15 protein-coding genes are annotated in these 15,598 nt (G+C 61.0%); 5 read left to right on the forward strand and 10 right to left on the reverse strand.

Features of this window, described 5'->3' with window-relative positions:
- Positions 1 to 31: 31 nt before the first annotated feature.
- The 6 genes from P0D70_RS20920 to P0D70_RS20945 all read right to left on the reverse strand — a co-directional run bounded on the left by P0D70_RS20920 (position 32) and on the right by P0D70_RS20945 (position 6,634).
- Positions 32 to 1,372 carry a nucleobase:cation symporter-2 family protein gene (locus tag P0D70_RS20920; RefSeq protein WP_091805664.1) on the reverse strand — a complete coding sequence of 447 codons (1,341 nt, stop codon included), beginning with the start codon at positions 1,370 to 1,372 and terminating at the stop codon, positions 32 to 34.
- Positions 1,373 to 1,515: 143 nt separating this feature from the next.
- The gene (locus P0D70_RS20925; RefSeq protein ID WP_408185891.1) at positions 1,516 to 2,622 is read right to left on the reverse strand and encodes a CobW family GTP-binding protein; all 1,107 of its coding nucleotides are present in this window, start codon (positions 2,620 to 2,622) and stop codon (positions 1,516 to 1,518) included.
- A gap of 40 nt (positions 2,623 to 2,662) precedes the next feature.
- Positions 2,663 to 3,253: a UbiX family flavin prenyltransferase gene (locus P0D70_RS20930; RefSeq protein WP_408185892.1), complete on the reverse strand. Its 591-nt coding sequence runs from the start codon at positions 3,251 to 3,253 to the stop codon at positions 2,663 to 2,665.
- A complete protein-coding gene (locus tag P0D70_RS20935) occupies positions 3,250 to 4,644 on the reverse strand; it encodes a UbiD family decarboxylase (protein WP_408185893.1) in 1,395 nt (464 codons plus the stop codon). Before P0D70_RS20935 ends, P0D70_RS20930 begins: the two co-directional genes overlap by 4 nt.
- Before the next feature lie 107 nt (positions 4,645 to 4,751).
- Positions 4,752 to 5,678 (reverse strand): amidohydrolase family protein, encoded by a 927-nt coding sequence (locus tag P0D70_RS20940; protein ID WP_012428924.1) that lies wholly within the window; start codon positions 5,676 to 5,678, stop codon positions 4,752 to 4,754.
- A complete protein-coding gene (locus P0D70_RS20945) occupies positions 5,678 to 6,634 on the reverse strand; it encodes an amidohydrolase family protein (protein ID WP_408185894.1) in 957 nt (318 codons plus the stop codon). The genes P0D70_RS20940 and P0D70_RS20945 overlap by 1 nt, the downstream gene beginning before the upstream one ends.
- Positions 6,635 to 6,875: 241 nt before the next feature.
- On the opposite strand from P0D70_RS20945, the gene P0D70_RS20950 reads away from it, so the two are divergent.
- Positions 6,876 to 7,763 carry a LysR substrate-binding domain-containing protein gene (locus tag P0D70_RS20950; protein WP_408185895.1) on the forward strand — a complete coding sequence of 296 codons (888 nt, stop codon included), beginning with the start codon at positions 6,876 to 6,878 and terminating at the stop codon, positions 7,761 to 7,763.
- Here P0D70_RS20950 and P0D70_RS20955 read toward each other — a convergent pair.
- Positions 7,750 to 8,646, reverse strand: a complete 897-nt coding sequence (locus tag P0D70_RS20955) for a LysR substrate-binding domain-containing protein (protein WP_408185896.1) — start codon at positions 8,644 to 8,646, stop codon at positions 7,750 to 7,752. The genes P0D70_RS20950 and P0D70_RS20955 overlap by 14 nt on opposite strands.
- 145 nt (positions 8,647 to 8,791) lie before the next feature.
- On the opposite strand from P0D70_RS20955, the gene P0D70_RS20960 reads away from it, so the two are divergent.
- From P0D70_RS20960 to P0D70_RS20970, 3 genes are all read left to right on the forward strand, one after another.
- Positions 8,792 to 9,319, forward strand: a complete 528-nt coding sequence (locus P0D70_RS20960; RefSeq protein ID WP_408185897.1) for a (2Fe-2S)-binding protein — start codon at positions 8,792 to 8,794, stop codon at positions 9,317 to 9,319.
- Positions 9,320 to 11,569: a xanthine dehydrogenase family protein molybdopterin-binding subunit gene (locus P0D70_RS20965; RefSeq protein WP_408185898.1), complete on the forward strand. Its 2,250-nt coding sequence runs from the start codon at positions 9,320 to 9,322 to the stop codon at positions 11,567 to 11,569. It abuts the gene before it with no gap.
- Positions 11,570 to 11,676: 107 nt separating this feature from the next.
- Positions 11,677 to 11,991 carry a helicase gene (locus P0D70_RS20970; protein ID WP_408185899.1) on the forward strand — a complete coding sequence of 105 codons (315 nt, stop codon included), beginning with the start codon at positions 11,677 to 11,679 and terminating at the stop codon, positions 11,989 to 11,991.
- A 25-nt stretch (positions 11,992 to 12,016) separates the two neighbouring features.
- On the opposite strand, the gene P0D70_RS20975 is transcribed toward P0D70_RS20970, so the two are convergent.
- Together P0D70_RS20975 and P0D70_RS20980 are read right to left on the reverse strand one after the other, a co-directional pair.
- The gene (locus tag P0D70_RS20975; protein ID WP_091805700.1) at positions 12,017 to 12,400 is read right to left on the reverse strand and encodes a nuclear transport factor 2-like protein; all 384 of its coding nucleotides are present in this window, start codon (positions 12,398 to 12,400) and stop codon (positions 12,017 to 12,019) included.
- A 33-nt stretch (positions 12,401 to 12,433) separates the two neighbouring features.
- Positions 12,434 to 13,231 carry a hypothetical protein gene (locus P0D70_RS20980; RefSeq protein WP_408185900.1) on the reverse strand — a complete coding sequence of 266 codons (798 nt, stop codon included), beginning with the start codon at positions 13,229 to 13,231 and terminating at the stop codon, positions 12,434 to 12,436.
- Between the two features lie 241 nt (positions 13,232 to 13,472).
- On the opposite strand from P0D70_RS20980, the gene P0D70_RS20985 reads away from it, so the two are divergent.
- Positions 13,473 to 14,600 (forward strand): aminotransferase class V-fold PLP-dependent enzyme, encoded by a 1,128-nt coding sequence (locus P0D70_RS20985; RefSeq protein ID WP_408185901.1) that lies wholly within the window; start codon positions 13,473 to 13,475, stop codon positions 14,598 to 14,600.
- 350 nt (positions 14,601 to 14,950) lie between these two features.
- Here the strand turns inward: P0D70_RS20985 and P0D70_RS20990 are convergent.
- On the reverse strand, positions 14,951 to 15,598 hold a 648-nt coding region (locus P0D70_RS20990; RefSeq protein ID WP_408185902.1), incomplete at its 5' end, for a phytanoyl-CoA dioxygenase family protein.

A 15,598-nucleotide genomic window follows, 5' to 3' on the forward strand; every position in this document is an offset into this window, starting at 1 on the left:
CGTACCGGCCGCGCTCGTCATGCCGCGTCCGTTATTCGCGGACCATGTTGTGTGCCGGCACGAGGTCTTCTTCATGCGCGCCGTTGAGCACCGCGTTCAGCACCACGGAAACCAGGCACGCCAGCACCACACCGCTATGCAGGAACGGCTGCGTCCAATCGGGCATATGCTTGAAGACTTGCGGCGCCATCACTGGAATCAACGCGGTGGCGATCGTAAAGCCGACGATCAGCACGTTGTAGCGATTGCGCTCGAAGTCCACCTTCGCCAGCGTCTGCACACCGGCCGCGACCACGACGCCGAACATCGCGATGCCTGCGCCGCCGAGCGCCGCCGAAGGCGTCGAGGCCACTACCGCGCCGATCTTCGGCACCAGCGCCACCACGCACATCAGCACGCCGCTGATCGCCACCACCCAGCGGCTGCGCACGCCGGTCAGAATCACGAGCCCGACGTTCTCCATGAAAGCGATGAACGGGAACGCCGCGAACATGCCGGCAATCGCGCTGGCGAGTCCGTTGGCGCGCATGCCGCGTACCACGTCTTCCTCGCTCACGTCCTTGTCGACGATGTCGCCGATCGCGACAAAAAGGCCCATGGATTCGACCATCTGTACGACCATGACGACGATCATCGTCAGCACCGGCACCAGCGAAAACACGGGCGTGCCGAAGTGAAACGGCAGCGGCAAGGTGAACCACGGCGCTTGTGCCACGCTCGCGAAATTGCCCATGCCGAGCGAACACGCCAGAATGCCGCCCGCCACCAGGCCGATGAGTACCGACAGGTTGCGCAGGAACGCATTGGCAAATCGGTTGATCGCGAGAATGACCAACGCGACGAATAGCGTGACGCTCAGGAAGGGCAGGGCGCCGAACTGCTGTTGCGCGGCCTCGCCGCCACCGGCCCACTGATACGCGACGGGAAACAGTTGCAAGCCGATCACGGTTACGATGCAGCCGGTCACGACGGGTGGAAAGAACCTTCGTAAGCGCCCGACCAGCGGCGCGGCGAACATCGTGAAGAGACCCGCGCCAATCACCGCGCCACATACGCCGGCGAAGCCGACGCCCGGACTCGTGCCGATCGCGATCACCGGCCCGACGCTGCTGAATGCGACGCCTTGCAGAATCGGCAGGCGCACACCGAACTTCCAGAAGCCGACGGTCTGCAGGATCGTCGAAATGCCCGAGCAAAACAGCGCCGTGCTGATGAGCACGGTAGTGTCGGCCGGCGACATCTTCAGTGCCGACGCGACGATCAGCGGAACAGCAATCGCGCCGATGTAAGCCACTAGCATGTGCTGCAAACCGAGCGTGATCATCTGGCGCTTCGGCAGAATCCGATCGACGGGGTGTATGGCGGTGTTCATGACGTGTCTCCTATGTCGACCGGCATTAACGCTTCAGCGCTTACTCCGGTCGCATGCAAGGTACTTGCATTTTGTTTTCGATCGGAACGCGCCGCACGGGCCTCGCCGTACGGCATCACTTCGCGCGCCGACCGGGTCTCCCGTCAGGCCGCAACCGGCACGGCAAGACAGGCATGGAAGCGGTCGGTCAGCGCGGCGCGATCGAGATCGCGTCCGATGAAAACAATGCGGCACGAGCGCGGTTCACTACCCCACACTTGCGCCGCGCGCAATTCGATGACGTTGTGCACGCCCTGCAACACATAGCGATGCGACTGGCCTTGCACGGCGAGAATGCCCTTCATGCGGAACAGGTTCGCCGCGTCCGAGTCGCGCAGTTCCGCGAGCCACGCTTGTAGTGCGTGGAGGTCGATATCCGCGTCGACTTCGATCCCGACGGAGGACACGCTTTCGTCGTGTTGATGGTCGGCGTGATCGTCTTCGAAATGAGCGTGATCGTGCTCATGTTCGTGGTCGTGATGGGCTTGATGTTCTTCGTGGCCGTGCGCGTGTTCTCCCTCGTGCAAGCCATCGGTTTCGACGAGAATCTGCGAGAACTCGTTCGCGCCCACGCCGAGAATCCTGTCGAGGTCGATCCGCGCATAGCTCGATTCCACGATCTCTGCCGTGGCATTGAGCCCGCGAATACGCTGCGTGAGCGACGCGATATCGTCCGGCCCGACCAGATCGACTTTGTTGATGACGATGCGGTCCGCACACACAATCTGATCGACCGCCTGGTTGTCGCTACCGTCCAGCACCAGATCGTCCAGATGCGCCGCGATATGCTTCGCGTCCACCATCGTGACGACGGCGTCGAGCGTGACCTGCGTCGCAATCGGATCGTCGAGAAAGAAAGTCTGCGCCACCGGATACGGATCGGCGAGACCGCTCGTCTCCACAATGATGTGATCGAGCCGGTCCGGCCTTTCCACCAGCATGCGCACGATCCGCACCAGATCCTCGCGCACTGCGCCGACGCAGCAGACGCAGCCGTTGGTCATTTCGTAAATCTCTTCGGTCGATTCGAGCACAAGGCCACCGTCGATGCCGATCTCGCCGAACTCGTTTTCGATCACCGCGATCTTGCGGCCGTGCTTCTCACGCAGGATGTAGTTGAGCAGCGTCGTTTTGCCGGCGCCAAGAAACCCGGTCAGCACCGTGACGGGGATTTTCTCGATTTCATTGTGGGTGGTGTGAATGTGATTCATGGCTCGTCTCCGTTTCTTCGTTCGTACTGCGGTTCGGCTATCAGGCGATTTGCGGTGCGGGTATGTCCACTTCTCGCCAGCGTTTGACGGTGCCCGCTTCGAGACCGAACAGATCGAGCACGCGGCCTAGCGTGTGATCGATCATCTGGTCGAGTGAAGCCGGGCGCGCGTAAAACGCCGGCACGGGTGGCGCGACGATCGCGCCCATTTCGGTTACGGCAATCATGTTGCGCAGATGCGCCAACGTGTACGGTGTTTCGCGCGCCAGCAGCACCAGAGGGCGGCGCTCTTTCAACGTGACATCGGCGGCGCGTGAAATCAGGCTCGACGACATGCCGCTGGCAATTTCAGCAAGCGTCTTCATCGAACAGGGCGCGACGATCATGCCCAGCGAGCGGAATGAGCCGCTGGAAATGGCCGCGGCCATGTCGTCGCAACGGTAGGTGGCGCTCGCAAGCGCGCTGACTTCGGCGAACTTGTAGTCGGTCTCGTGCGTCATCGTGAGCAGCGCGCTGCGCGAGACGGTCAGATGCGTTTCGATATCGAGTTGACGCAGCAGTTGCAGCAGGCGCACGCCATACGCAAAGCCGGATGCGCCGCTGATGCCGACTACGAGTCGCCGCGCGCTCATCGCTGTGCTCCGGCGGCGCGGGTCAGAATGTCCACGGCCTGTTGCGAGGCACGTTCGCTGATCCGTGCGCGGATGCCGTCGAAATGCGCGCCGCGTGTCGCGTCGATCCCCATACGCGACGTGGTGCCCGCCGCGGACGACGAAGGATCGAGCGGACTGCCTGGCAAGCCGTCGACGATAAACACGTCCTCGTGCGGCTGAAAGTGCGTGGCGATCGCCCACAAGACCTGCGAGTCGTTGGTGATGTCGATGTCGCTGTCCACCGCCACGACGTTCTTCAGATACGGGTCCCAGCCGAGGAGCGCAAGCATGATTTGGCGCGCTTCGCCGTCTCGCGTCTGATTCAGCGCGACATAGCAGTGAAAATGCGTGCCGGAGTTGGGATAGTGCAAGGCGGTGACCGACGGGAAACGCGCCTTCAGCTTCTCGCTCATTTCCGCTTCGCGCGGCAAACGGGCTAACGTCAAATGTTCCGCGTAGGGACCGCCGACCACATCGACGAGCCACGCATCGTGACGGCGCATCATCGTGTCGACGCGTAGCACGTTGTTGGTCGAGCGGTCCGATGAATAACCGGTGAACTCGCCGAACGGGCCTTCTTCGGCGTGCGCGGAAGGATCGATCGTGCCTTCCAGCACGAACTCCGCGGAAGCGGGCACGCCGATGCCGTAGCGCGGCGTGCGCACCAGTTCCAACGGAGCACCGAATAGACCGCCTGCAATTGAGCGCTCGTCTGTGCCGAACGGTACGCGTGCGGCTGCGGCCAGCATGAAGAGCGGATGCGCGCCGATCACCATCGCGACTTTCAACGTGTCGCCGCGTGCCTGGGCGGTTTGCAGCATGCGCCAGAGATGGCCGCGCGAATGCAGGCTGGTGGCCAACGCGTCCTTCGCGTGCTGCATGGAGCGGTGATAGCTGAGGTTCGCGACGCCCGTGACCGGATCTTCGGCGACGATCACCGCATTGGTGATATACGGGCCGCGGTCGGTATCGAAGTGGCGGATCATCGGCAACTGCGCGAGATCGACGGCGTCGCCTTCTATCACCTGGTCCAGCACGGGACCGTTCGCCACGTACACGGGCGCGATGGGTGCATTGGCGCGTCGTTGATACGCTTCGAAGAGGCCGGACGCATCGACATCGAACAGGCGTCCAATGCGTGTGCGTGAAGCGAAAAAGTTGGTGACGAGAGGTGTCGCGATGCCGTCGACCTTCTCGCAGATCAGCATGGGATGCTGCCCGCGCGCGGCGAGTTCCGCGACGACCGCCGTGACATCCTGGTCCGCGGACAGCGGCTGAGTCAGCGTCAATACATCGTCGGAATAGTGCTCGCGATACGCAAGCGCAAAGCGATGAAAATCCTGTGTAGCGCGGAAGAGGTTATCCGCCATAGTGAACTCCGTCGAAAGCGGACCGCTGGTTGAGTCGAAACGCGTGAGACGAAAGAAGCAGGCGCGGCGCTAACCGCGCCTGCTTTCAAACCATCGGGCAGTCAGCGTTAAGCCGGCTGCGTCACATCATTCACGTACGTCGCCTTCAAACGCTTTTCCGCTTCGGCGAGATCCTTCGGCGGCTTGGTTGGCTCGATTCCGACCAGACGGGCGATGTTGTTGCCCATGTAGTCTTCGAGGCCGTCCTCATCGAGATTCATGCCTTGCGGCGCGGGACCGCACAGCATTTCGAGTTCGCGCAACCACATGCCCGGCTCGTTCGGCGGCGAATCCGTGCCGAACACGATCTTGTTGCGCGGCAGCTCGCGAGCGAATTCGACGATGCGCGACTGATAGCACCAGCCCGATTCGCAGTACACGTTCGGCGTGTCCATCGCCATCCAGAAGGCTTCGAACGAATAGTTGCCGCCCGTCTGAATCCCGAAGTGACCGATGATGAAATTCACCATCGGGAATTCGCGGATGATCGGATAGAACTGCGTGGGGATCGTGTACGGTCCGTCGCCGGTGTGAATCAGCACGACCACGCCGAGCTCCGCGCACTTCTTCATCGCGGGACGCAACCAGTCGAGCGCGCGATCCGGCCGGTAGCCGTGCATGTTCGCGTGCAGCTTGAGCATCTTGAAGCCGTATTCCTTCACGTGGAATTCGAGCTCGGCCGCGCCGTTTTCCGGGCCCCAGCGCGGGTTGTACGTAAAGTTGCCGATAAAACGATCCGGGTACTTCTGCGTCAACTCGGCGATATATGACATGTAGTCGCGAATGCCTTCGCGGCCGCGTCGATTGCCGTCGCGATAGCCGGTGTTGCCGGGCGGCGGCTGAATGAAGCCCATGTCGATCCGGCGCGGCTTGCCGTTGATGATGTACGGACCGTCCATCATCTTCAGCAGGCGTTCGCCGGTGAACGGCTCACCGGTGTGGCGCCAGGCTTCGTCGACGAGGTTCGTGGGGTGCAGATGGGTATCGATGATCATCAGCGGGCTCCTGCGTAGTGGGCCTCGCCCGCGTGTTTCTTCGCGGTGCCGGCATGGTGTTTCAGATAGGCTTGCGCTTCTTCGACGCTCCTCGGCGGCGCGCTCGGCTCGAGGCCGATCATGCGGGCGAGGTTGTTGCCGAGATAATCCTCGAGTGTGTCTTCGTCGAGATTCAGGCCTTGCGGCGGTTCGTGGCACAACACTTCGAGCAAACGCAGCCACATGCCCGGCTCGTTCGGCGGCGTGTCGGAACCGTAGAGAATCTTGTGCGTGGGCAGCACCTTCGCGAATTCGACGATGCGCGATTGCAGGCACCAGCTCGATTCGCAATACACGTTCGGTGTATCGAGCGCCATCTGATACGGCTCGAAGCAATACACGCCGCCCGTCTGCACACCGAAGTGCGCCATGATGAAATTCACCGACGGGAATTCGCGAATCAGCGGATACCACTCACTCGGAATGCTGTACGGGCCGTCGCCGGTGTGCAGCTTCACGAGCAGGCCGAGGTCCGCGCATTTACGCAACGCGGGGCGCAGCCAGTCGAGCGCGCGGTCGGGGCGATACGCATGCATGTTGGCCTGCAACTGCACCATCTTGAAGCCGTGTTCCTTCGCATAGAACTCGATCGCTTCGGCGCCGTTCTCCGGACCGCAACGGGGGTTGTAGACGAAGCAGCCGAGCAGACGGTCCGGGTACTTCTGAACGCATTCCACGGTGTACGCCATGTAGTCGTCGATCGACTCGCGGCCCGAGCGTTCGCCGTCGGTCCACGTATAGATGGTGTTGCCTTGCGGCGGCTGAATGAACGCCTTGTCGATGCGGCGAGGCTTACCGTTGATGATGTAGGGGCCGTCCATCACTTCGATCAGACGCTCGCCGGAAAATGGCTCGCCGTCATGGCGCCACGCGAGGTCGACCAGGTTGGTCGGGTAACAGCTAGTGTCGATGATCATGTACTCGATCTCCTTGAGAGGAACTGGTGTATCCAGTTGCCGGATCGCGGGCAGGCGCATCGATGGAACTCAGCCCGTTGGGCTTGCCCATGCGGCCCTTTGCAAGACGCAGTGTTTGTGCGCCTTCCCCTCGCCGGCATCGAGTGTCACACTGATGTGCACTGCTGCTTGCGATGCAGTCTCACAAGATAAAAACGCTCTGTACAATATTTTTTAACCACGATCTTGATACGTTTGCGATATGGACATCCGGCTGTTGCGTTACTTCGCGGTGCTTGCCGACGAACTGCATTTCGGCCGGGCAGCCGCGCGGCTGCACATTTCCCAGCCGCCGCTGAGCCAGCAGATTCGCATCCTCGAAGAGGAGATGGGCACCGCGTTGTTCACGCGCTCGCAGCACCGTGTCGAACTCACCGAGGCAGGGAAAACACTTAAAGAACAGGTGCCGTTGATCTTCGCGCAGTTCGAACGCGCGATCGATCTGACGCGCTGCGCGGGGCGCGGCGAAGTGGGGAGTCTCGAGATCGGCATCATCAGCTCGGCGATGGTCGAGCCGATTCCGCGCGCGCTACGGGTATTCGCGCAGAAGCATCCGCAAGTGCGGTGGACGCTGCATGAGATGACGCCGGCCGCGCAGATTCTCGCGTTGAAGGAGCGCCGGCTCGATGTGTGTTTCTTCCGCGTCTCGCATGAGGATCCGGAGATTCGCAGCGAAGTGGTGATGCGCGAATCTGCGGTGATAGCGTTGCCGTTGGGGCATGCGCTGGCATCGCGTGAAGAGATTGCGTTGCGCGAGTTGGAGAGCGAGCGCTTCGTGTCGTTCGGGCTGCGGCAGTCGCAATTGGCGCGGTTTCTACAGGACTGTTGCGTCGAGGCGGGGTTTACACCGCGAATCGATCAGGAAGTGGTCGAGGTGCATACGCTGTTGTGCCTCGTGCGGGAAGGGCTGGGTGTGGCCTTGCTGCCTTCTTCCGCGCGACAATTGTCGACGGGTGGTGTCGCGTTTGTGCCGGTGGCGGCGCCGCGTCCGGAAGTGTCGCTATACGCGCGTTATCGCGCGGAGACGCCTTCGCCGGTGCTGTCGCTCTTTCTCGATACTGTGCGGGAAGTGGCGGCTAGCGTGTGCTGACCGTTTTTGCTACCAGGTCGCGTATCACGTCGATCAGCGGCGCCACGCGCTCGGCTTTCTCGCGCGGCCATACCGCGTAGAGGTTGTAGTGCGTGGGAATTTCCACCTGCGTTAGTTCGATCAGATTGCCGTTGCGTTGCGCGTCGGCGGCGAGCAGGCCACGCGCCAATCCCGCGCCCACGCCGGCACTCGCGGCGGCGATCAAGCCGGCGGCATTGTCGAAAACCGCTACCGCATCGGGCTCTACTTCGGGTAGACCCGCGGCGGCGAGCCAGGGAATCCACGAACGCTTCGTATAGCCGAGCAATGGCAATTCCAGGAGTTGCTCCGGCGTGAGCGGCACGGTAAGCCCGCGTTCCTCCAGCAGCGATGGCGAGCCCACGGCCGTTAGACGGTCGCCGCAGATCAGCGTGTTTTCGAAGCCGTCCCATTCGCCATATCCGTACCGCAACGCAATATCCACACGCTCGAACGCGCTGCGGTCGTGACGCGGCGTGGACAACACCGTGAGGGATGTGCCGCTCAACGCGCCGAGCAAAGCCGCCAAGCGCGCCACCAGCCAGCTTTGCGCGAGTTCGGGATCGACGTCGAGCGTGATCGACTGCTTGACTGGGCGCTCTTTCACCGACGACAACGCGCGATCGATCTGCTCGAAGCCATCGGCCAACTGATTGGCGAACAGCACGCCGGCATCCGTCAACACCACGCGGCCGCTTTCGCGCACGAAGAGCGGCTGGCCGACGAATTCTTCGAGCGTGCGGATCTGCTGGCTGATCGCGCTGTGCGTGAGCGACAACTGCCGCGCCGCGCTCGAAAAGCTGCCGAGGCGCGCGGCCAGCAGGAAGGCCTGCATCGACTGGATGGACGGATAGCGCTTCAACATGGTGTTAGCCGGACTTACGGGTGATGGAAGAAATCGTCGCTGGCGTTGTGCTTTACGGCTTTCAATAATGGCCGCAAGCACGCGGTCTTTCACGCTCTCGTTCATGCATGCGCCGCGCTGCACAACAACATTCAGGAGACAGCGCATGATCGAGATCGTGATCAACGACACGCGGCACTCGCTCGACAATGTACCGGAAGACATGCCCCTGTTGTGGGTGTTGCGCGACCGGCTCAAATTGACCGGCACCAAATTCGGCTGCGGCGGCGGCTTTTGCGGTGCGTGTACGGTGCATCTGGAAGGCGAGGCGGTCCGCTCGTGTTTGTTGCCGATTGCCGCGGTGGCCGGCAAACGCATCACGACGATCGAAGGATTGTCGAAGGACGGCCGGCATCCGCTGCAACTCGCGTGGGTCGCCGAGGATGTACCGCAATGCGGCTACTGCCAGTCCGGTCAATTGATGCAGGCGGCCTCGTTTCTCAAGGGCAAGCCGACCGTCAACGACGAAACCATCACGGCGGCGATGTCGGGCAACATCTGTCGATGCGGCACGTACTCGCGGATTCGCAAGGCGATCAAGCGGGCGGCTTCGGGTGATACGGCGCTGGCGGCGGTAGAGATGCCTGCTTGCGCGTCCGCCTGCTCGCTTCATGCTACGAACGAGGAGGCTTGAATGCGCAACGACAAAGACGCGCTGACCAGCGCTCGCGGCGCCGCGCGCCGTCGCTTCATCAAGCAGAGTTCGGCGCTGTTGGCCTCGGGGCTTGCGATCGGCTTCCAGTTGCCTGAAGCGTTCGCCAACGGTAATAGCCCAAGCTGCGACCCCAAACCGCAAGCCGGCGAATTCGAACCGAATGCGTGGGTGCGCGTACTGCCGAACGATACGATCAAGCTCGTCGTCCATAAACACGACTCGGGCACGGGGACACGTACCGCGCTCGCTGCGCTGGTTGCGGAAGAGCTGGACGTCGATCCGTTTCGCGTGGATGTGATTACGCCGGAGAATCCGTTTTACGGCGATTACATTCATCCGTTGTGGAAGGTGTTTTCGACGGGCGGGAGTACGAGCGTCTCGCTGGAATACGACCGCTTGCGACGTGCAGGCGCGACAGCGCGGGCGATGCTGATCGCTGCCGCGGCGAAGCAATGGAATGTGGCGCCGTCGGCGTGTTCGACGGAAAACGGCTTCGTGATCGACAAGGCTGGCGGCAAGCGTGCGAACTATGGCTCGCTGGCGCAGGTCGCCGCGCGATTGCCCGCGCCTAAGGACGTCGCGTTGAAAGACCCGTCGCAGTTCAGATACATCGGCAAATTGCAGAAGAAACGCGGCGCGGCGGAGAAGGCGAGAGGCGCGTTTCGATACAGCATCGACGTGTCGTTGCCGGGCATGCTGGTCGCGGTCGTCACGCGTGCGCCGGTGATCGATGCGCGCGTGCGCAGCGTGGATGCCAAAGCCGCGTTGGCCGTGCCCGGTGTGCGGCAGGTCGTGCAGATTCCTGGGAGGCCGGACATTCTCGGCGGTAATCAGGCGGGCGTGGCCGTATTGGCTGATGACTACTGGTCGGCGCATAAGGGGCAGGCGGCGTTGCATGTGGAGTGGGAAGATAGTCCGCTTGAAACTTTCGATAGCAGCACGCTTGCCGCGTGTCAGGCGGCGTGGCTCGACGATCCCGCGGCAAGGGTGGTGCCGACCATTCAGAGCGGCGATGTGAAGACGGCGTGGCCGCATGGTGCGCGGGTGATCGAAGCTGCTTATTCGATGCCTTATAAGGCGCAGAATCCGCTCGAACCGATCAACGTCACTGCGTGGGCGAAGGATGGGCAGATCGAGTATTGGGGTGGTCTGCAGGTGCCTTCGACGGTGCAGGAGGCGGCCGAGGTGATCGGCGGTATTCCGTCGGATCGTGTGGTGCTGCATGAGCTGGTTTCAGGCGGAAGCTTTGGGTCGCGTGAATCGAAGTACTGGCTTTTTGAAGTGACGTGGCTTGCGTTGAAGGTTGGGCAGCCGGTCAAGCTGATGAACAGCCGCGAGGACGAAATGCGCGCGCTTTACTATCACTCGGCGAGCTATCACCGGGCGAGGGCCGTGCTCGATGCGCGCGGCAATCTGGCGACACTGCAATTGCGCGCGGTCATGCCTGCTTCGCCGGAACAATGGGAGCCGGGGTACTTCGATCGGCCGGATCGGATGGATTACAGCACCACGGAGGCGATCAGCAAGTATGAGTTCGCTTATGGGGCGCCACATGTGGATATTGGTTGGGTGCGGCATGAGACGGGGGTGCCGACCGGCTGGTATCGGGCGGTGAGTTATATCCCGAATGTGTTCGCGGTCGAGTCGTTCATGGATGAGGCGGCGCATGCGGGGCATCAGGATCCGGTCGAGTTTCGGCTCGCGCATATGAAGGATCTGAGGCATCAGGCTGTTTTGCGTGAGGCGGCGAAACGGGCTGGGTGGGGGAAGGCGTTGCCTGCCGGGACTGCTTTGGGTGTGGCGACGAATCAGGCGTATAGCAGTTATGTGGCGGTCGTGGCGCGGGTGGCTCGCAAGGGCGATGGCGTTGTGGTCGAGAAGCTCACCTGTGTCGCGGATTGTGGGTTGGCTGTCTCGCCTGGTGGTGTCGAGGAACAGCTTTATGGTGGATTGATGTGGGGGCTCGGGCATGCGACAGCGGATCGCATTGATATTCGGCATGGGCAGATTCAGCAGAAAAACTTCGATAGTTATCGGGTCATGCGGATGAGTGATATGCCCGAGGTCGACGTTCTGATTGTGCAGGGGGATACGTCGAAACCGGGTGGCGTGGGGGAGTTGTCGAGTCCTTCGGTGGCGCCGGCGGTTGCTAATGCGGTGTTCAGGCTAACGGGGAAGCGGTTGCGCGATACGCCGTTTGAGTTGGAGAAAGTGGGCCGGAAGGCGTAGGCTTGAGGCGGGGTTGCGCGATTCGATCTGGCTATTGCATCGACCGGTTGAATCCGCGACCGATTAAGCCGCTGTTAGAATGGCTGCCCTTTCCTTGGGAGCTGCACATGTCTTGGTTCATCTATGAAGTGCCCGAATACAACGAAGATGCGGCACGTATCGAACCCTTCAGCGACCTGCGTAGCCGTGTCGTGAAACTCAGTGGTCAGGCCATGGCTGACGAGCTGGAAAGCGTCCGCGAGAATGCTGCGGTGACGGCGGACACGCCGGCTCGGCCGCTGCGCGCTGCGGAAAATCCGCACGTGTTTCCGATCCCTTATGCCGATTCTATGATTCTGGTGGGATTTATCTTCGAACTGAAGCGCGATGGTAGGCAGTTGGTGGTGTCGCCTGTGGAAATGCCTTGGTTGAAAGAGGCGTAAGGAAGAGGGGCAATGCATCGCATAGTCACGCGATTTGCTGAACCCATTGACTCCGCCAACTCGGCGCTTCAAATGGATCGGAAAAATACTGCGTCTCGTGAATAACCTTGCCGTTACAGAACTCCATAATGCTGACCGTGTACGCCAGCCGCCCGTTATAGTTGATGGCGTATTCCGTTATCCATAGATTGCCTTCCCCTTGAATGCGCCTGACATCGAAACCTGCTGGCTTGCCTGGATGATGACTCCGCAGTGCCTGCAAATTCGTTCGCCCGAGGATTCGCTCGCCTGACTGCGGATAGTCACAGATGGCATCGTCATCGTAAATATCGTGTTCCGCGTCGAGATCGCCGGCCGCCGACGCTTGCCAGTGCGCATTCAGTGCCTCACGTATTGTCTCGTCCTGCATGGCGTGCCTCCGGATAACGTCTACGTTCAACAGTTACGTGCGTCGAGGAATAACCCCCGTCGTCGCGGCAATGCGGTTTTTTTCAGCGACGAGTTGGTCATCATTGGTCGCCACCAGCCAAAGACGTGCGTGCTCCGCGATCTGGCGGTTGTGGTCCTTCAACGGGCCCATCGCCGCAGCTGCTTTCCAGACCACCGATCCGATTCGGCTTTGCCTCCCAGACGGCGCACCTACGAGCAGGCAGTAAGGTCCCAGCGGAAGCGATACAAACGGAAGTGCCGGACTGGCGCGCACACGCCAGTCGATGAACGGCGCCTCGTTGATCAGCAGCGGTGTGGGCAAGCCGTAAAGCACGCTGAAATCGTATAGCGCCAGTTGTTCTGGCATGCCAGCGTACATACGCCTGATGTCGTCGACAACCGCTGCGCGAATCTCGTCGTCGAACATCGGTTCTTGCGCGTAGCGGCCAAATGCTTCTCGAGCCTGTGATTGATAGGCGCTGAACAGGCCGAGTTCGACGCAGTCCTGCACGGCGCGTTGAACCTCCGCGACAGAACCGGCTTCCTCTGGCGAGCCCAATTGCGCGGCTCGCAGGAAGCGGGCGAGTCCCGCTTCCTGGATCGCGGGACCATCTTTGGATACGTCGTCTTGAGCGTCCTTGCCGAGGGGTACGTAGGTGTATTTCTCGGCTGCGAAATGCGATTTCTTGCCTTCATCAAACTTGATCTCGGCATCCGCGTAGTCAAGATAGCGAGTGCCGATCCGTCCATGCTCCCAAATCCAATTTTTCAGGAACGGGCGGAGTGGATGCGGTTTGTCGTGGTCGGGCATGGGGACCTCCAAGTGTCCTAGTATAGTTCCAAGTAGGACGCGGGTCTGCGGAGGGCGAGGCGATGGTTCAAACCGACGGAGTGGCTCGTTCTATCAAGCCAGGCGGATGCCCCGCTGGCCTGGCAGCGACCGGCGCCACGGGCCGGCAGCAGCAATGCAAAATGCTTTTTGCCGCAGCCGCACATAGCTTTCGCTAGAATCTGTTTCACGTACAAATATTCATCTATAACCGGAGACAAACGTGCCAGGCTTACTTCCCGATGTCGACCGCGAGGGGCTCCTCGAATACTCAGTCGTTTACACCGACCGATCAATCAATCATATGTCGCAGCTCTTTCAAGGAGTGATGCGCGATATTTCCGATTCTCTGAAGAAGGTCTACAACGCGAAGTCGGTCGTTGTTGTACCTGGCAGCGGGACGTTCGGCATGGAAGCCGTCGCCCGGCAGTTCGCAACGAACAGGAAGTGCCTGGTCATCCGGAATGGCTGGTTCAGTTTCCGCTGGACGCAGATTTTCGACATGGGCGGCATTCCGTCTGAATCGATCGTGCTGAAGGCGCGCCCGGTCGAAGAAGGGAGACAGGCTGCCTATGCACCGCCACCTATCGAAGACGTGGTCGCCGCAATCAGGGAACACAAGCCGGATCTGGTCTTTGCGCCGCATGTCGAAACCGCATCCGGGATCATGCTGCCGGACGCTTATTTGCGCGCGGTGGCCGACGCTGCGCATGCCGTCGACGGCATGTTCGTACTGGATTGCATTGCCTCCGGTACGGTCTGGGTCGACATGAAGGCGAGCGACGTTGACGTCCTGATCAGCGCACCGCAAAAGGGATGGAGCGCGTCGCCGTGCTGCGGTCTGGTCATGCTGAGCGAGCTTGCCCGCGAAAGAATCAACGGGACGACGAGTACCAGTTTCGCGTGTGATCTTCGCAAATGGCTGCAGATCATGGAAGCCTACGAGAACGGTGGGTTCGCGTATCACGCGACGATGCCTACGGACGGTCTCGCTACGTTGCGTGACGTTATGAAGGAGACCGAGGCATACGGCTTCGATAAAGTGAGAGCGGAGCAGCTTGAGCTTGGGAAGCGTGTTCGGTCACTTCTTGCGGATAAGGGGTTTAGAAGCGTGGCGGCTGAAGGGTTTGAGGCACCGGGCGTTGTCGTCAGCTACACCGACGATGATGGAATTCGATCGGGTAAGAAGTTTGCCGATGCGGGTTTGCAGATTGCGGCTGGCGTTCCGCTTCAATGCGACGAGCCTGAGGATTTTAAGACCTTCCGCATTGGATTGTTTGGGTTGGACAAGCTGCATGACGTCGAAGCTGCGGTAGCGAGGCTTGCGAAGGCGTTGGATAGTATTGTTTAAAGCGATTTTTCTTTTTTGCGGCGTACGTGCGTATCGCTCGTCATCGCAACCACGTCGGCAGGAGGAACTGCGAAGCTTGGTGGTGATCCTAATACGCATTGTTCGGCCAATGCCGACATTGAAACGTGCTAGATCCGGCGCGAGCAAGGTGTCCCGTTGCTCACGCCGGTGGCATCAAGCAACTGGACGCCCGCTATTTGAATCGATGAACTGGCACTCCCAACCCACTGCGGCTCGTGATCGCATTAAGCGACGAATGTCGCGTTCCGCGGGCTCTGCCGCGTTGATCCAACGCCCTGCCACCAGCGCCTTTCTACGGGGAGCGACGCTCCTCGAAAACATCTTGCGCACTACTTGGATTTCGACGCGCCGCGGCCACCCAGTCTTCCGCGAATTCGACGCATGAGCGCCTGCTGCAATTGCTGTGCGAATCCGCTTGTTGCTCGCTGACGTGAACGCCGGACTTTACGAGCGACCTCGATCAGCACGCCCCCTCGTATCAGCCATTGCCGACGGCGTTGTGAAGCTGCCTCGGCAGGACGCTGCAGCCAGCTGAATTCCCGTGGTACATGCTCTACAACGCCGGGCGCAGCGAAGACGACGATGTAGGCAAGACGTGCACTAGTCGTCTGGTTTGGACCAGCGCCGTGCAGCGTGCGTCCGCTATGAATCACGATTCCGCCAGCCTCGACAGGGCAGTAGTTCACGTCGTCTGGATTGAATGCGTCGATGCATTCGAGCCCATGAACCCGCTCGTCTCCTTGATAGGGGCGATGTGTCAGGACTTCGCCCAGATGCGAGCCCGCCACGTAACGCATGCACCCGTTCTCGAGCGTTGCCGCCGAGGTTGCCATCCACACCGCGATCTGCCGGCGCCCCTGCTCCGGGCCCGACTGATATGCCTCGTCCTGATGCCACGGCGTTTGTGCGCCATGCAGTGCGGGCTTGAGAATGGCATGGTCGAAGGCAAACTCGGCTTCGGGTCCAAGGATGGCGCG

The sequence above is a fragment of the Paraburkholderia sp. RL17-381-BIF-C genome (assembly GCF_046026435.1).
Classification (GTDB): domain Bacteria; phylum Pseudomonadota; class Gammaproteobacteria; order Burkholderiales; family Burkholderiaceae; genus Paraburkholderia.

Coding starts and splice junctions, on each gene's coding strand:
- P0D70_RS20970 (WP_408185899.1), top strand. CDS start 11,677: ATGTCTTGGTTCATCTATGAAGTGCCCGAATACAACGAAGATGCGGCA.
- P0D70_RS20975 (WP_091805700.1), bottom strand. CDS start 12,400: ATGCAGGACGAGACAATACGTGAGGCACTGAATGCGCACTGGCAAGCG.
- P0D70_RS20945 (WP_408185894.1), bottom strand. CDS start 6,634: ATGATCATCGACACTAGCTGTTACCCGACCAACCTGGTCGACCTCGCG.
- P0D70_RS20920 (WP_091805664.1), bottom strand. CDS start 1,372: ATGAACACCGCCATACACCCCGTCGATCGGATTCTGCCGAAGCGCCAG.
- P0D70_RS20930 (WP_408185892.1), bottom strand. CDS start 3,253: ATGAGCGCGCGGCGACTCGTAGTCGGCATCAGCGGCGCATCCGGCTTT.
- P0D70_RS20935 (WP_408185893.1), bottom strand. CDS start 4,644: ATGGCGGATAACCTCTTCCGCGCTACACAGGATTTTCATCGCTTTGCG.
- P0D70_RS20950 (WP_408185895.1), top strand. CDS start 6,876: ATGGACATCCGGCTGTTGCGTTACTTCGCGGTGCTTGCCGACGAACTG.
- P0D70_RS20960 (WP_408185897.1), top strand. CDS start 8,792: ATGATCGAGATCGTGATCAACGACACGCGGCACTCGCTCGACAATGTA.
- P0D70_RS20940 (WP_012428924.1), bottom strand. CDS start 5,678: ATGATCATCGATACCCATCTGCACCCCACGAACCTCGTCGACGAAGCC.
- P0D70_RS20955 (WP_408185896.1), bottom strand. CDS start 8,646: ATGTTGAAGCGCTATCCGTCCATCCAGTCGATGCAGGCCTTCCTGCTG.
- P0D70_RS20965 (WP_408185898.1), top strand. CDS start 9,320: ATGCGCAACGACAAAGACGCGCTGACCAGCGCTCGCGGCGCCGCGCGC.
- P0D70_RS20980 (WP_408185900.1), bottom strand. CDS start 13,231: ATGCCCGACCACGACAAACCGCATCCACTCCGCCCGTTCCTGAAAAAT.
- P0D70_RS20925 (WP_408185891.1), bottom strand. CDS start 2,622: ATGAATCACATTCACACCACCCACAATGAAATCGAGAAAATCCCCGTC.